Here is a 14,150-nt window from a genome sequence, read left to right on the forward strand (position 1 = left end):
CTTAATATGGCTCCTTGGTCAAGCGGTTAAGACACCACCCTTTCACGGTGGTAACAGGGGTTCGATTCCCCTAGGAGTCACCATTTATTTTTTTTATATTTTTATATGGGCGCATAGCTCAGCTGGGAGAGCACCTGCCTTACAAGCAGGGGGTCACAGGTTCGAACCCTGTTGTGCCCACCAAATGTTTTAGGTTTTGGCTCCTTGGTCAAGCGGTTAAGACGTCACCCTCTCACGGTGAAATCAGGAGTTCGATTCTCCTAGGAGTCACCATAAAATTTAATACGGCTCAGTAGCTCAGTTGGTTAGAGTGCCGGCCTGTCACGCCGGAGGTCGAGGGTTCGAGCCCCTTCTGAGTCGCCATATCAAAAAAGAAGTAAGATAATCTTACTTCTTTTTTTTGTATACAATTATTAAGCTAATAGTTCATTATAAATTCAATATTGAATTTATATAATTAAAAGCAATCACAATGAATAAGTTTTTTCATAGATTATTAATAGGAAAATTTACACTTTTCAATTTGAATTTCTGTTTTAGAAAGGAGGAGAAGTATGAATTTAAAGGAGGCAGAATTAAACAGTATTGTAGAAGTATCTAAAATATGGGCTGATGGAGAACTTAGGAGGAGATTTTTTGACTTAGGAATAATAGAGGGAACTTCTATAGAAATTTTATATGAAAGTCCATTTGGAGACCCTAGAGCATATTTAATAAGAGGGGCTGTAATTGCAATTAGGGAAGAAGACAGTAAAAAAATTGAAGTAATAAATTAATTTTAGGAGAGGTTTGTATGGGCTTAAGTAAAAATTCAACTGGTGCTAAAATATTATCTTTAGATAGTAAAAGAAGCTCTATAAAAGAGGATTATGTGATTGCATTGGCTGGAAATCCAAATGTAGGGAAAAGCACTGTCTTTAATGCCTTAACTGGATTAAACCAACATACTGGAAATTGGCCAGGAAAAACTGTAGCTAATGCAGAAGGAAATTATACATTTAAAGGTAAAACTATAAAAGTGGTAGATTTACCTGGGACTTATTCTCTTTTATCAAATTCAGAAGAAGAAGAAATTGCTAGAGATTATATATGTTTTAATGAACCTGATTTAGTTGTAGTAATAGCAGACGCAACATCTTTAGAGAGAAACTTAAATTTATTTTTTCAAATATCAGAAATAAGCAAAAGAGTAATACTTTGTGTAAACTTAGTAGATGAAGCAAAGAAAAAGAACATAATTATAAATTCAAAATTGCTTTCAAAAGAAATAAATGCAACTGTTATAGAAACAGCAGCAATAAGTGATTTTGGAATAGAAGAACTGAAAGAAGCTGTCTTAAATGAAATACAATTTACGAAGAAGACGGAAAGCAAAATAAGATATGATTTAGATATAGAAAGTGGTATAAAAATTTTATCGGAAGTAATAAAAAAATTTAATAATGATATTAGTGAAAAGGATCTTAGATGGATATCTTTAAGATTTTTAGAAGGAAATTTAAGTATACAAGACTCGATAAAATTTAAATATGATTTTACTGAAGATGAATTAGAAAATATATTAATGGAAGTTGATAATATAAAAAAAAGAGAAAAAGAAAAAAACATAGAAGATAGGATAGTAAAAAACCTTATAAGTGAAGCTGAAAGAATAGGTAAAAAGGTAGTTACTATGGAAAAGTCATATGATAAATTCCAAAGAAAATTAGATAAGATATTAGTTTCTAAGGTAACAGGAATACCTATAATGATATTTACCTTACTTATAGTATTATGGATAACAATAACTTTAGCTAATTATCCTTCATCAATGCTTTCGAACTTATTTGGTCAAGGGGAAGAATATCTTAGAGGATTATTTCAAGATACATCAATTCCTCATTGGATTACTGGAGTATTAATAGATGGTGTATATGTAACATTAGCTTGGGTTATTTCTGTAATGTTACCTCCTATGGCTATATTTTTTCCTATGTTTACTCTGTTAGAGGATTTAGGCTATTTGCCAAGGATAGCTTTTAATTTGGATAAATGTTTTAAAAAATGTTGTTCCTGTGGAAAACAAGCTTTAACTATGTGCATGGGACTTGGGTGTAATGCAGCTGGAATAATAGGATGTAGAATAATAAACTCTCCTAGAGAAAGATTAGCAGCTATATTAACTAATGTATTTATGCCATGTAATGGTAGATTCCCTATGCTAATTTCTATAGCATCAATATTTATTGGTGGAATTTCAATTGGGTTTAAAGGAAACTTAATATCAGCAGTAACAGTTACAGTTGTTATTATACTTGGTGTTTTTATGACATTAATTGTATCTAAGATATTATCAAAAACTGTATTAAAGGGAATACCCTCAAATTTCATATTAGAATTACCACCTTATAGAAAACCACAAATAGGGAAGGTTATTATTAGATCAATATTTGATAGAACACTTTACGTTCTAGGTAGAGCTATTGTTGTTGCAGCACCAGCAGGTGTAGTAATATGGATATTTTCTAATGTTTCAGTTGGAGATGGATCACTTTTATCTGTATGTGCAGACTTTCTATCCCCATTTGCAAATAGTATAGGAGTAGATGGATATATTTTAATGGCTTTCATTTTGGGGCTTCCTGCTAATGAAATAGTTATGCCAATAATAATAATGAGCTATTTAAGAGCAACAACAATGCTTGAATTAGATACTTTATATCAGCTTAAGGATTTATTAGTTGCTAATGGATGGACGCTTTTAACTGCAATTAATGTTATGATACTATGTTTAATGCATTATCCTTGTGGAACTACTTTATTAACTATAAAGAAAGAGACTAATAGTGTTAAGTGGACTATTATAAGTTTTATGATTCCAACTATTGCAGGAATAGGTATATGTTTCTTTACAACACAATTATGGAGATTATTTGGGTAATTAAAAGAGGTTATTGCTTTTGCTAATAACCTCTTTTAATTATAAATATATTATCTTTTTGATAAATTCAATTTTATTCTTATATCATCAGAATAAAACTTTTGTAGTTTAAAGTTTCCAATAAGTCTTGATGATATTCTTTCACTATAGTTCATAGTGATTTCTGGTAATGTAAAATTAGTTGATATAATCATCTTCTTCTTTTTAAGAAGTTTCTTATTAATTAGGTTAAATAATTCTGTTGCGACAAAGTCATTTAATTGTTCTGAACCTAAATCATCAATTATAAGAAGATCACAATCAATTAATAATTTTTCAAGAGAAGAATTATCATTAAACTTTGCATCTTTTAAACATCTTATTAATTCATCTGAAGTTTTATATACAACTAAAAAACCTTGATCTAATAATTCTTTAGCAATACAGTAAGATAAAAATGTTTTACCACTACCTGGAGAGCCATAAAATAATAAGTTATCTGAACTAAATCTAAAGTTTGGAATAAATTCATTCCTTACATAATCTACATTATTTTTCATATTAGTTCTAGCAGAATATTTTTCTCCAAAATCTTTAGAAGTTGAAAATAATGATAAATTAAAGTTACTAAAGTTATTATCCTTAAGTATTTCTTCAAGTTCAGAATCTTTATAATAAAGTCTTATAAGTTTATCTTTATAACAATCACATTTTTTAGTTCCTATATATCCAGTGTCCTGACATTTAGAGCATTTATAATGCATATTAAGATATTCAGGATTATATCCATATTCAACTAGCTTTTCGCATTTCTTTGCTCTTAAGTCTGTAATTTCATCTCTTATTTTTTCAATATCATCTTCAGTTGTAGAGTCTTTTAAAATTGTCATGGAAAGTTTTAATGATAGCTTGTGAATGTCGTTATCTAATTGTATTATTTCAGGATGTAGAGCTTTAATTTCAGCTCTTCTTTGTTTTAACTTTTTATCTTCTTCATTTCTAATTTTTTGATATACTTCCATTAATTCTGTTTGATACCCTTTAATCATCCTTATCCCATCCTAACAATTTCTTTTCTAAAGAATCATAGTCATATTCTCTTTGTTTAAAGTTATTAAATCTTATAGCTTTAGATTTATTGTTATTAAAATTATTGTTAAATTGTTTATTATTAGATTTTTTAATATTTTTATCTTTAAGAGCTACATCCTCTAAAGTTTTAATATTATTTTCTTTCCATTTACCTAGTATACCATCTATGTATTTGAAATCTGCTCTGTTAAGTCTTTCAAAACATATATCACAAGCTTTTTCAATTAATTCCATGTTGAATTTATAAGTAAAAATCCATTTTTCAAGCATTTCCTCTTGGGGTTTCATAACTTCTGAATTTTTCATTCCAAGATAAGATAATATCCTTCTTATTTTAGTCCATTTATCTTCATTCTGCTTAATATGAATTTGAGCTTCCTCAACAGTTTTTATGTTCATATCATTCCAAGACTCAGCTACCTTTTCCATGTATCTAAAGTTATTTTTCCCCTTTGATGAACAGTATTCTATTAATATAAGAATAAGTTCAGATGGAAAATTAAAATCACGTTGCCATCCAAGGTATATTTGCATTTCCTTACTTGATAGAGGCCTTGCTAGAATTTTTTCAATATCTTTAAGCATATCAGTAGTTTCGGAATTATTTAAGGCATCTAATATGTTAATACTTTCTGTGTCCACATTGCTTTCATCTTCTTCTAGGTTTAAAAATTCTATACTAAAGTTATTCATCTTATCTATTGGAACAAATTTAATAACACCTTCATCATTCCAATAGTTTAGTGCATTCATTATATCTGATTCTAGTAAATTAAGTGTTGAAGCTAAAACTTGTGAACTAACACCAATTTCGCTAGCAATATTGTATTTTAACATTAATAAATAAACCTTAACAAACTCACCACGAGCTTTTGGCATATATTTTTCTATAAATATATTACTTACAGGGGTAAAATCTAAAGGTGTATTTTTAAGCATAAAAGTGCTCATTTATAATATCTCTACCTTTCAAAATTATATTTAATAAATTTAAGTTATAACATTCATTATATGTAAGCTAATTATAACAAAGTGATGTTAGGATAACAACTTAAGGAAAAAATAACATATGTATAAAAAGATAATTATTGGATAAGTTAAGAAATATGTTACAAATTTGTCTAAAAAGAGGAGATACATATGTACAATAATAATGTAAAAAAGATTATTTTTCTAATTATATCATTAATTATAATTTATATATCAGTAAATAAATATTTAGATTATAATTCTAAAGGATATGAAGTCTATTTAGGTAATTCAGTTGTTGGATATACAAAGAATAAAGATATTACTAAAAGTAATTATAAACAAATAATAGATAATTTAAACAGTAATATTGATGAAGATAAAGTAATAACTAAAAAATCACTTTATTTTAAAAGAGTATATGAAGACGTTAATTCAAGTGATTATAATGAATTTGAAAGAAATATATTAAATACAATAAATGATAAAATAAATCTTAAATCCTTAACTATAGATAATAAAAAAGTTGGTTATGTAGCAAATAAAATAAATGTAAATGATATTTTACTTAAAGTTTGTGATATATATGCTAAAAATAATGGTATAAGCAAGGATAAAATAAAATCAGTTAATGTTAAAGGTAATATTAAATTAAAAGATGAAGTTGCTAGTGTATCAAAATTAGATAGTATTGATGAACTTGCAAATAAGATAGTGAATATTAATAAAGATATGTTATGTATGGACATAATTACTAATGATAAAAAAGTAGTCAATATAGAACCATCAGTTAAAATAGAGAGAACTAATGATATGCTGTTAGGGGAAAGTAAAGTTAAAGAAGGAAAGTTAGGGAAGAAAGAGCAAAGTATAAAAGTAACATATAGAAATGGTCAAAAAATTAATACAGAAGTTTTATCAGAAAAAATAATAAAAGATAGTGTTAGTAAAGTTGTATATAAAGGAACTAAAAGTACTATGACTTCAAATAAAGCTTTATTAATTAATCCAACTAGAGGAGGTTTAGTAATAACATCAGCTTTTGGTGAAAGATGGGGTAGACACCATAATGGTATGGATATAGCAGGTAATATGGGAGATCCGATTGTAGCTACTACTGATGGAGTTGTTAAGAATGTCTTTTATGAGAAGGATGGCTATGGAAATGTTGTTATTTTAGAACATAAAGGTGGAATAGAAACTAGATATGCACATATGAGCAAATCAGAAGTTAAGGAGGGGGAGAAGGTTAAAAAGGGAGATTTGATAGGTCGAGTAGGAAATACAGGAAGGAGCACAGGACCTCATTTACACTTTGAAGTAAGAATAAATGGAAATCCTGTAGATCCACAAGGTTATTTAAAATAATTACTTTAGAATTCTATTTATATTTAAAATTCCTTCGCCTACATTATCTTTTGATAAATCTTTACGGTCACAAGCTAATTTTAATATAGATTGTAAGTCATTAAATGAGTAAGAATTATTGTGCTCTAATAAAAGTGCGCATACTGCAGTTATAAAAGCTACTGATATTGATGTTCCACTAAAAGATTTATAATTAGTATCAAGTTTTTTGGGGTAAAGTTTAATACCATCTTTTTCAGATATATATGATGTATCACTATTAAGTGATGTTATATTTGTACAACTTGAAACCAAATCTGGTTTAGTTATTTTAGAATAAGGTCCTTTTGATGAGTAAATATAGGGTGTTTTACTTTGAGTTTCAATTCCACCAACTGTTAAGCAATTTTTTAGAACGGAAATACCCATAATGTTATTATTAAGGTAATTATTACTTCCACTTGGAACTATTGGAATGATTTTGTTGTTTATTGCTACATTAAATAATGAATTAAATGCATCTATAATAAAATAATTATGGTTTAAAAGTTCAAATGGAAGACATAAAATTCTTATATTTTTACTGCTAGAAATTTTTATTAGACTTTCTATACTATAAAGAATATCAGAGGCATATCCTTTACCTAATTTATCGAAGGCTTTGTAGCATACTATTTTACTTGAAGTAGCTATGCCTTTATAAAGACTATTAGATGAGGTGCCACTTCCACAAATTATTCCAGCCATTGCTGTTCCATGACCATTGTCATCGTAAGGATGAGTAAATCCATTAACTAAATCAAAAAAATCTTCTATTTTATTATTAGGGCTTAGTAAATCAGTGTGAGGATAAACTCCACTATCTACTAAGCCTACTTTTATATTATTTCCTGAATAGTTTAAATCATTTTTATTTAGAGAGTAGCAATTATTTGCAGAGCTTATACTAACTCCACATAAAAATAAATAATCATCAAAAAATATTTTTTCTACCTCTGGATATTCTAAAATTAGTTTGATTTCATATTTATTTAAATTTGCTACAATTATGTTGCAATACTCTAAAGGATATATTAAAGCTTCCTTAAAGTGAGAAACTTTTTTTAATATAACTGGAAATAATTTTTTGCATTTTATAAGAACCCTATATTTTTTATAGGCATTTTCCCTTATAGCAATGTTTAAATTGTAGTCAAGCTTACTTCTAATATTAAACATAAAGTACTCCTATAATATTTATCACAATATCATAGTATAGTAATAGTCTTTTAAATGTTAATAAATTTTATAGTTTATATGTTTCACCTACATTTATTATTTTTACCGTATCATCTTTAAAGTTTACAAGAGTCTCATGGGTTTCATTAAAATCTTCTAATGAAATTTTAAATGTCTTATAGTGTATAGGTATCATTATCTTACTCTTCATCATTTTATACATTTTATAACCTTCATCTGGGGAACAGTGCATATGTTGAAATCTAGCTGGCTTATAGCAACCAACAGGCATTAAAGCAACATCACATTCTATATCTTTAAAGTTTTCAGTATAAGCTGTATCTCCTGCAAAGAAAACTTTAGTATTATTTCTTTTAATTAGATAAGAATTACTTTCATTATCGATACCAACATAAAATCTACGACCGTCATGATTAGCTTTAACTGAAGTTATTTTTATAAATTCATCTTCAAATGTATCACCAGTTCTTAATAGATGAACATTATTATAGCCAAGAGCTGAAAGAATTTTTTTGTAACCTTTAGGAACTATAACTGTAGCATCTTTGTTTATCTTCCTTAATTTTTTTAGAGAAGGAAAATGCATATGATCCATGTGACCATGAGAAAGCAGTATATAATCAATTTTAATTTCACTTAACTCAAAGGGTTTATTAATAACCCTTTTAAAATACCCTAATCTATTAGATATTACTGGATCAGTTACAATTATTTTACCATCTATATTTATTACTGTAGTAGCATGACCATACCAGTTTATTGAATTATTTTCTATAGGATCACTATTTGATTCTTCTCTATCATTAAAATATTCTTTTATATTGTTATAAGTTAGCTTTGATAAAAAGCTTATATTCTTAAAAAAATTCATAATTTTGTATCTCCTTATTTAAGTTACCTTTTCCACTTAAATACTATAATACCTGCTATCATAATTGCAACACCTATAAATTCTTTTAAGGTAAAATTTATCTTTTCACTTCCAAAAAGGCCAAAATAATCAATTACTGCAGCAGCTATAAGTTGAGAGACTAAAATTATACCTATTGCACATGTAGTTCCTAAAGATCCTATGCTCATCATTACTGTAAAAATGATAACTACTCCTAATGCTCCTCCTAATAGATATATTTTATTAGATTCACTTAAAGCTTTAAAATTACCTTTACCAAAGAAAGCAGTAATTACTAAAGTAATTATTAATCCTGTTAATTGTACAATTGTGTTTGTTTCCCATGTTCCTATTTTTTCTCCAAGTCTTGTATTAAAAACTCCTTGTAAACTCATTGCAATTCCAGATACTATTGCAAATATAAATCCTAACAAATAAATCACCTCACTAGTAGTTTTACCAAGTAAAATAAATTTATAATAAAAAAAGCTATAAGAATTAACTTATAGCTAAAGAATTTATTTAATTTTACTTTGAAAACTATCTAGTATTTGTTGCTCTGAGAAACCAAGTGTATAACCAATACTTAAAAAATCTTCAAGCAATGTTTTGAAATGATCTTCAGAACGTGAAATGATTAAATCATTTATATCGATATATAAATTAAGGAATTGGTCACTTAAGCAATATTCATTAGGTTGTATAGAAATTTCTCTGACATTGTCATATCCATTAGTAATTCCAACTGAAAGTACTTGTTTTAAACAATCTACATATTTAGATAAAATAATATCATAATTATCTATAATATCTGTATTTTTAGTGTATGCATAACAATTAGTTTCATTTGCAAGATCACTTACTTTAATATGTAGTTCTAAGTTTTTACGAGCTTTAATTTTATACTCATCTAAATCTGGGTTTATACATAACTTTTCATCAAGTTCTTTTTGTATTTTGAATAAATTTGAAATAAACATTAACAAATCCCCCTGTTCTTAAGGCAATTATCCAAATCTATTTTACAAAAACTTTTTATTTATGAAAAGTGCAGTAAACGAATACAAAATAAATTTGTTTAAAAATTTATAAAATTTAAACAAAATCAGGGAAAAAGGAATAAATATACAGAATTAAAAAGTTTTTAATTCAAAATCTTTAACTCTAAGTTCTTTCTTATTGTGAGGAACTTTCCATAATTGAAATTTATCAATTTTTAAAGTTTTATTTTCAGGTATAATTTGTGGATCTATAAACTTCATTTTATTATCTTTAGGTAGATAATTTAAGTTTGCTAAAGATATAGAAAGATTGTCTATATTACCCTCTCTAATATTAAAACCATGTAGAATTAAAGTTTCTTTAAGTGTTCGTTCAATTTTTTTGATATAACCTACATCACTAATATTTAAATTTATTGTTTTTAAATCTTCGCAAATAGAAAAGTTGTTAGAAAGTTCTATTTTAAATTTTTTATATGGTTTTAATGTTTTTTCTATAAGTGTAGTTAATTTTTCAATATTTGGATTATCAAGTACTTCTAATGCTATATATGGTGCTGGTGAATTTCTATTACCCCTAAACTTTTTAGATACAGTTTTTTGTACTGGAGTAATAAATTCATAAGAAGAAGTATCAAATAATGCAACAATATAATATTTCATATCTTACCTCACAATTCTTTATGATATAGTATGTAAACTTTTCTATAAATTATAACATAATACTTTAAAGAAAAAAACTAGATGAATAAATAAAAGAAGAGTACACATAATACTTAATGTAATTAAGTTAAGGAGGGATTAGAGTTATGAAACATAACCCAAGTATTAAATGTAGTGTAGATGAATGTAAATATCATTGTAAGGAAGATGATTATTGTACTTTAAACTCAATAAAAGTAGGTAAGCATAAACATACTGCAAATACAGTAGAAGAAACTGATTGTAATTCTTTTGAATTACAATAAAATTTGCATGAAAATTTAACTTATTAAGTAAATTTATGGATAGGCAAAATCGTTAAAATGATTTTACCTATCTTATTTTTTTACTTTATTAAAAAAAATATTTCAATAATACAAGTTTGTGTTATAATGATAATCGAACTATAAAAAATAATAATAGGATTATAATGTCTAATAGATGTTTTTTTGGATAAATAATATAAATATTGGGAATTTTAAATATATAGAATCTAAAAAATAAGGGTGAATTGGATGAAAAAGTTAGTTATAAATGGAGGAAATCCTCTAAAAGGTTCAGTTGAAATAAATGGAGCAAAAAATGCAGCAGTTGCAATATTACCAGCAGCAATAATTGCTAGTGAAGGTAAATGTATTATTGATAATATACCAGATATTGAAGATGTACATTGTTTAGAGAGAATACTTCTTAGTTTAGGATGTAAATTAAATAAAATTAATAATAATACTTTAGAAATAGATAGTACAGAAGTACATAGTTGTGATGCATGCACAGAAGATGTAAGAAGAATGAGAGCATCATATTATTTTATTGGAGCACTTCTTGCAAGATTTAAGGAAGCAAGGGTAGAGCTTCCAGGAGGTTGTCCTATAGGGGTAAGACCTATAGATCAACATATAAAAGGTTTTGAAGCATTAGGAGCAGATGTTGTAATAGAACATGGCTCAGTAAGAGTTAAAGCAGATAGATTAATAGGAACTAATATATTCTTTGATGTAGTTTCAGTTGGAGCAACTATTAATGTTATGATAGCAGCTACAGGTGCAGAAGGTGTAACAACATTAGAAAATGTTGCAAAGGAACCTCATGTAGTAGATGTTGCAAACTTCTTAAATTCAATGGGAGCAAACATTAAAGGAGCAGGAACTGATGTTATAAGAATAACAGGAGTTGAAAAATTAAAGGGATGTGCATATAGTGTAATTCCAGATCAAATAGAAGCTGGTACGTTTATGATAGCTGCATTAGCTACTAAAGGTGATGTAACTATTACAAATGTTATACCAAAGCATTTAGAATCAATCACAGCTAAGCTTAATGAAATGGGAGCTATAGTTGAAGAAGGTGATGATTTGGTGAGAGTTAAGTATAATGGAAAGCTTAAAGGTGTAAACATTAAGACGGCTCCTTATCCTGGATTCCCAACAGATGTTCAGCAACCTATGTCAACATTATTAAGTATAGTACCAGGAAGAAGTTTAATAACTGAGTCTATATGGGAAAATAGACATAAACATATTGATGAACTTAAAAAAATGGGTGCAAATATAAAAGTTGAAGGAAGAGTAGCTATAATAGATGGAGTTAACAAGTTAACTGGAGCTGTAGTTAAAGCAACAGATTTAAGAGCTGGAGCTGCAATGGTTATAGCAGGTCTTATAGCAGATGGTGAAACAGAAATTACAAACATAGAACATATAGATAGAGGATATCCACACATTGAAGGCAAGTTTAGAAGACTAGGTGCAGATGTGAGAAGGATTGATGACGAAGAGTAAAATTTTTGGGGGAACAGCAGATGATATTTTGTTCACTTTATAGTGGCAGTAGTGGGAATAGTATATTTGTGGGAAATGAAAAAACAAAAATATTAATAGATGCAGGTGTTCCAGGAAAAAAGATAGATGAGGCATTAGCTAAAATAGATCAAAATCCTAGAGAAATTGATGGAATTTTTATTACCCATGAACATTCAGATCATATTAAGGGTGTGGGAGTCATATCAAGAAAATATGATATTCCTATATATGCAAATGAAAAAACATGGCAAGCTATGGAGAAATCTATAGGTAAAATAAAAGAACATAATATAAAAATAATGGATAAAAGAAGTACTGTGGATATAAAAGATTTATCAATTAAGTCTTTTAATATACCACATGATGCTATTTCTCCTGTTGGATATACAATTAAGTCAAAGGACAGAATTGCAAGCATAGCAACAGACTTTGGTACATTCACAGAAGAAATAAATGATAATATTAAAGAATCTGACATAATACTTTTGGAAAGTAATCATGATGTTAGTATGTTAAAGTTTGGACCATATCCTTATGTATTAAAAAGAAGAATATTAAGTGAAATAGGTCATTTATCAAATGATGATTGTGGTAAAGCAATAATAGATCTAATTAAACATGATAACAATAAACAAATAGTGTTAGGTCATTTAAGTGGAACTAATAACCATCCAGACTTAGCTTATCAGACAGTTATTAATATTTTAGAGGAAAAGGGTGTTAAGCAAGGGGAAGATGTTAAGATTTCAATGGCTAGTAGACATGAACCTAGCTCATTAATTAACTTATAATTTAAAAAAGAAAGAGGAGAAAATGAGATGAGTTTATACAAAAATTGGACTGATATGGTTGTTGAATATGTTAAAACAAAAGGAGAAAAGGCCTTCTGGGAAGAATATGGTAATATGGAGACAAGCATATATAAGGACTTATTATCAAATCACAAAGAAGTAAAAAAGGCAAAAATATGTGAATTAGCTAATGAATATAATACAACAAATGAATTTATAATGGGATTTGTTGATGGAATAAATGATAGTTTAAAAGAAGGTTATGATTTAGAGAATATTGATGAAAATACAGAATTAGTATTTGATATTGATTTAGAAAAATTATATTTCAATATGCTTGATGCTAAGGCTGATTACTTATATACTTTACCTCAATGGGAAGGAATATTCTCAGAAGAAAAGAGAAAAGAGATTCAAAAGAAATATAGAGAATCAAAGATCGTAAGAAATGATGAAAAGATTGGTAGAAATGATCCATGTCCATGTGGTAGTGGAAAGAAATACAAAAAGTGTTGTGGAAGAAAATAGTTTAATATATTTAAAAGCTCATAGTTTTAATTATGGGCTTTTATTTAATTTTTTAGGAGGGGTATAATGGATAAGAATGTTATTTGGTCAAATGAAGAAAAAATTAATAGAACAATAAAATCATTGAAAAATAATAATATGAATGGATACTATGCAAAAAGTAGGGAAGAACTTATAAATATAATAGAAGGCATAGTAAAATCAGGAAGTAAAGTTTCTTGTGGTGGCTCTATGACATTGTTTGAAACAGGAGTAATTGAGCATTTAAGATGTGGTAGATATGAATTCCTAGATAGATATAAAGAAGGTCTTACAAAGGAAGAAGTTATAGAGATATATAAGAAAGCATTTTTTGCAGATGCTTATTTTGTAAGTAGTAATGCAGTTACTGAAAATGGAGAACTTTATAATGTAGATGGAAATGGAAATAGAGTTGCAGCTATGCTTTATGGTCCAGATAAGGTTATAGTTATTTGTGGAGTAAATAAAATAGTTAAAGATGTTCATGAAGCTATAAAAAGAAATAGAGAATGTGCAGCTCCAATAAATGCAAAAAGATTAAATAAAAAAACTCCATGTACAAAGGTTGGTTATTGTATGGATTGTAATAGTCCTGAAAGAATATGTAATGAGTATACGTTAATAAAGAGACAAAATAATCCTGAAAGAATTCATGTTATCTTCTTAAATGAAAATATAGGTTATTAAAAAGAAAAGCACTAGTTATATTTAAAAAGTATACTATACTTAAATTAACGTAAGGAAACATTTTTTACGAATAACTAGTGCTTTTGGAATTATACTATGTTTTATATATATGAATTAAGAAATTTATTTATTACATAACCTAACAGTATGTAAATTAAATATAAAGTGTATCTAAAATTA

The 14,150-nt window shown here is 27.3% G+C and carries 15 protein-coding genes and 4 tRNA genes; 12 read left to right on the top strand and 7 right to left on the bottom strand.

The features are described 5' to 3' along the window. Positions 1-8: 8 nt before the first annotated feature. The 6 genes from J2Z53_RS11610 (at position 9) to feoB (ending at position 2,920) form a co-directional block, all read left to right on the top strand. Positions 9-83: transfer RNA gene (locus tag J2Z53_RS11610), tRNA-Glu, on the top strand. Positions 84-107: 24 nt separating this feature from the next. Then, a tRNA-Val gene (locus tag J2Z53_RS11615) sits at positions 108-183 on the top strand. A gap of 15 nt (positions 184-198) precedes the next feature. Then, positions 199-273 (top strand) — tRNA-Glu (locus J2Z53_RS11620). A gap of 13 nt (positions 274-286) precedes the next feature. Next, positions 287-363: transfer RNA gene (locus J2Z53_RS11625), tRNA-Asp, on the top strand. A 191-nt stretch (positions 364-554) separates the two neighbouring features. Then, positions 555-776 (top strand): FeoA family protein, encoded by a 222-nt coding sequence (locus tag J2Z53_RS11630; RefSeq protein WP_209797658.1) that lies wholly within the window; start codon positions 555-557, stop codon positions 774-776. Between the two features lie 17 nt (positions 777-793). Next, the gene (feoB, locus tag J2Z53_RS11635) at positions 794-2,920 is read left to right on the top strand and encodes a ferrous iron transport protein B (RefSeq protein WP_209797659.1); all 2,127 of its coding nucleotides are present in this window, start codon (positions 794-796) and stop codon (positions 2,918-2,920) included. A 50-nt stretch (positions 2,921-2,970) separates the two neighbouring features. Here feoB and J2Z53_RS11640 read toward each other — a convergent pair whose 3' ends face one another. Both J2Z53_RS11640 and J2Z53_RS11645 read right to left on the bottom strand, forming a co-directional pair. Then, positions 2,971-3,948 carry an ATP-binding protein gene (locus tag J2Z53_RS11640; RefSeq protein WP_209797660.1) on the bottom strand — a complete coding sequence of 326 codons (978 nt, stop codon included), beginning with the start codon at positions 3,946-3,948 and terminating at the stop codon, positions 2,971-2,973. Beyond that, complete coding sequence (locus tag J2Z53_RS11645) at positions 3,941-4,942, bottom strand: DnaD domain protein (RefSeq protein WP_209797661.1); 1,002 nt, start codon at positions 4,940-4,942, stop codon at positions 3,941-3,943. The genes J2Z53_RS11640 and J2Z53_RS11645 overlap by 8 nt, the downstream gene beginning before the upstream one ends. A gap of 189 nt (positions 4,943-5,131) precedes the next feature. Here J2Z53_RS11645 and J2Z53_RS12975 point away from each other — a divergent pair, with 189 nt between their 5' ends. Then, entirely contained in the window at positions 5,132-6,328 is a 1,197-nt protein-coding gene (locus tag J2Z53_RS12975) for a peptidoglycan DD-metalloendopeptidase family protein (protein WP_209797662.1), read from the top strand. Here the strand turns inward: J2Z53_RS12975 and J2Z53_RS11655 are convergent, their stop codons facing one another. The 5 genes from J2Z53_RS11655 to J2Z53_RS11675 all read right to left on the bottom strand — a co-directional run bounded on the left by J2Z53_RS11655 (position 6,329) and on the right by J2Z53_RS11675 (position 10,102). Continuing rightward, positions 6,329-7,525 (bottom strand): S8 family serine peptidase, encoded by a 1,197-nt coding sequence (locus J2Z53_RS11655; protein WP_209797663.1) that lies wholly within the window; start codon positions 7,523-7,525, stop codon positions 6,329-6,331. Positions 7,526-7,592: 67 nt separating this feature from the next. Then, entirely contained in the window at positions 7,593-8,417 is an 825-nt protein-coding gene (locus J2Z53_RS11660) for an MBL fold metallo-hydrolase (RefSeq protein WP_209797664.1), read from the bottom strand. A gap of 23 nt (positions 8,418-8,440) precedes the next feature. Next, positions 8,441-8,872: a DMT family transporter gene (locus J2Z53_RS11665; protein WP_209797665.1), complete on the bottom strand. Its 432-nt coding sequence runs from the start codon at positions 8,870-8,872 to the stop codon at positions 8,441-8,443. An 84-nt stretch (positions 8,873-8,956) separates the two neighbouring features. Next, on the bottom strand, positions 8,957-9,418 hold the full coding sequence (locus tag J2Z53_RS11670) for a dUTP diphosphatase (RefSeq protein WP_209797695.1): 462 nt from the start codon (positions 9,416-9,418) through the stop codon (positions 8,957-8,959). 153 nt (positions 9,419-9,571) lie between these two features. Continuing rightward, entirely contained in the window at positions 9,572-10,102 is a 531-nt protein-coding gene (locus J2Z53_RS11675; protein ID WP_209797666.1) for a hypothetical protein, read from the bottom strand. Positions 10,103-10,248: 146 nt separating this feature from the next. Between J2Z53_RS11675 and J2Z53_RS11680 the strand changes: the two genes are divergently transcribed. The 5 genes from J2Z53_RS11680 (at position 10,249) to J2Z53_RS11700 (ending at position 13,970) form a co-directional block, all read left to right on the top strand. Then, on the top strand, positions 10,249-10,407 hold the full coding sequence (locus tag J2Z53_RS11680) for a DUF1540 domain-containing protein (protein ID WP_209797667.1): 159 nt from the start codon (positions 10,249-10,251) through the stop codon (positions 10,405-10,407). A gap of 249 nt (positions 10,408-10,656) precedes the next feature. Next, complete coding sequence (locus J2Z53_RS11685) at positions 10,657-11,922, top strand: UDP-N-acetylglucosamine 1-carboxyvinyltransferase (RefSeq protein ID WP_209797668.1); 1,266 nt, start codon at positions 10,657-10,659, stop codon at positions 11,920-11,922. A gap of 20 nt (positions 11,923-11,942) precedes the next feature. After that, positions 11,943-12,734, top strand: coding sequence for an MBL fold metallo-hydrolase (locus J2Z53_RS11690; RefSeq protein WP_209797669.1), 792 nt, complete (start codon positions 11,943-11,945; stop codon positions 12,732-12,734). Positions 12,735-12,761: 27 nt separating this feature from the next. After that, positions 12,762-13,262, top strand: coding sequence for an SEC-C metal-binding domain-containing protein (locus J2Z53_RS11695; protein ID WP_209797670.1), 501 nt, complete (start codon positions 12,762-12,764; stop codon positions 13,260-13,262). Positions 13,263-13,328: 66 nt separating this feature from the next. Then, positions 13,329-13,970, top strand: coding sequence for a lactate utilization protein (locus J2Z53_RS11700; RefSeq protein WP_209797671.1), 642 nt, complete (start codon positions 13,329-13,331; stop codon positions 13,968-13,970). The last annotated feature ends 180 nt before the right edge of the window (positions 13,971-14,150 follow it).

Origin of the sequence: Clostridium moniliforme (assembly GCF_017873235.1) — a bacterium.
Lineage (GTDB): Bacteria > Bacillota > Clostridia > Clostridiales > Clostridiaceae > Clostridium > Clostridium moniliforme.

What these genes read in the sequence shown, in the direction of transcription:
- J2Z53_RS11630 (WP_209797658.1), top strand. Translation starts at nt 555, where the DNA reads ATGAATTTAAAGGAGGCAGAATTAAACAGTATTGTAGAAGTATCTAAA.
- feoB (WP_209797659.1), top strand. Translation starts at nt 794, where the DNA reads ATGGGCTTAAGTAAAAATTCAACTGGTGCTAAAATATTATCTTTAGAT.
- J2Z53_RS11640 (WP_209797660.1), bottom strand. Translation starts at nt 3,948, where the DNA reads ATGATTAAAGGGTATCAAACAGAATTAATGGAAGTATATCAAAAAATT.
- J2Z53_RS11645 (WP_209797661.1), bottom strand. Translation starts at nt 4,942, where the DNA reads ATGAGCACTTTTATGCTTAAAAATACACCTTTAGATTTTACCCCTGTA.
- J2Z53_RS12975 (WP_209797662.1), top strand. Translation starts at nt 5,132, where the DNA reads ATGTACAATAATAATGTAAAAAAGATTATTTTTCTAATTATATCATTA.
- J2Z53_RS11655 (WP_209797663.1), bottom strand. Translation starts at nt 7,525, where the DNA reads ATGTTTAATATTAGAAGTAAGCTTGACTACAATTTAAACATTGCTATA.
- J2Z53_RS11660 (WP_209797664.1), bottom strand. Translation starts at nt 8,417, where the DNA reads ATGAATTTTTTTAAGAATATAAGCTTTTTATCAAAGCTAACTTATAAC.
- J2Z53_RS11670 (WP_209797695.1), bottom strand. Translation starts at nt 9,418, where the DNA reads ATGTTTATTTCAAATTTATTCAAAATACAAAAAGAACTTGATGAAAAG.
- J2Z53_RS11675 (WP_209797666.1), bottom strand. Translation starts at nt 10,102, where the DNA reads ATGAAATATTATATTGTTGCATTATTTGATACTTCTTCTTATGAATTT.
- J2Z53_RS11680 (WP_209797667.1), top strand. Translation starts at nt 10,249, where the DNA reads ATGAAACATAACCCAAGTATTAAATGTAGTGTAGATGAATGTAAATAT.
- J2Z53_RS11685 (WP_209797668.1), top strand. Translation starts at nt 10,657, where the DNA reads ATGAAAAAGTTAGTTATAAATGGAGGAAATCCTCTAAAAGGTTCAGTT.
- J2Z53_RS11690 (WP_209797669.1), top strand. Translation starts at nt 11,943, where the DNA reads ATGATATTTTGTTCACTTTATAGTGGCAGTAGTGGGAATAGTATATTT.
- J2Z53_RS11695 (WP_209797670.1), top strand. Translation starts at nt 12,762, where the DNA reads ATGAGTTTATACAAAAATTGGACTGATATGGTTGTTGAATATGTTAAA.
- J2Z53_RS11700 (WP_209797671.1), top strand. Translation starts at nt 13,329, where the DNA reads ATGGATAAGAATGTTATTTGGTCAAATGAAGAAAAAATTAATAGAACA.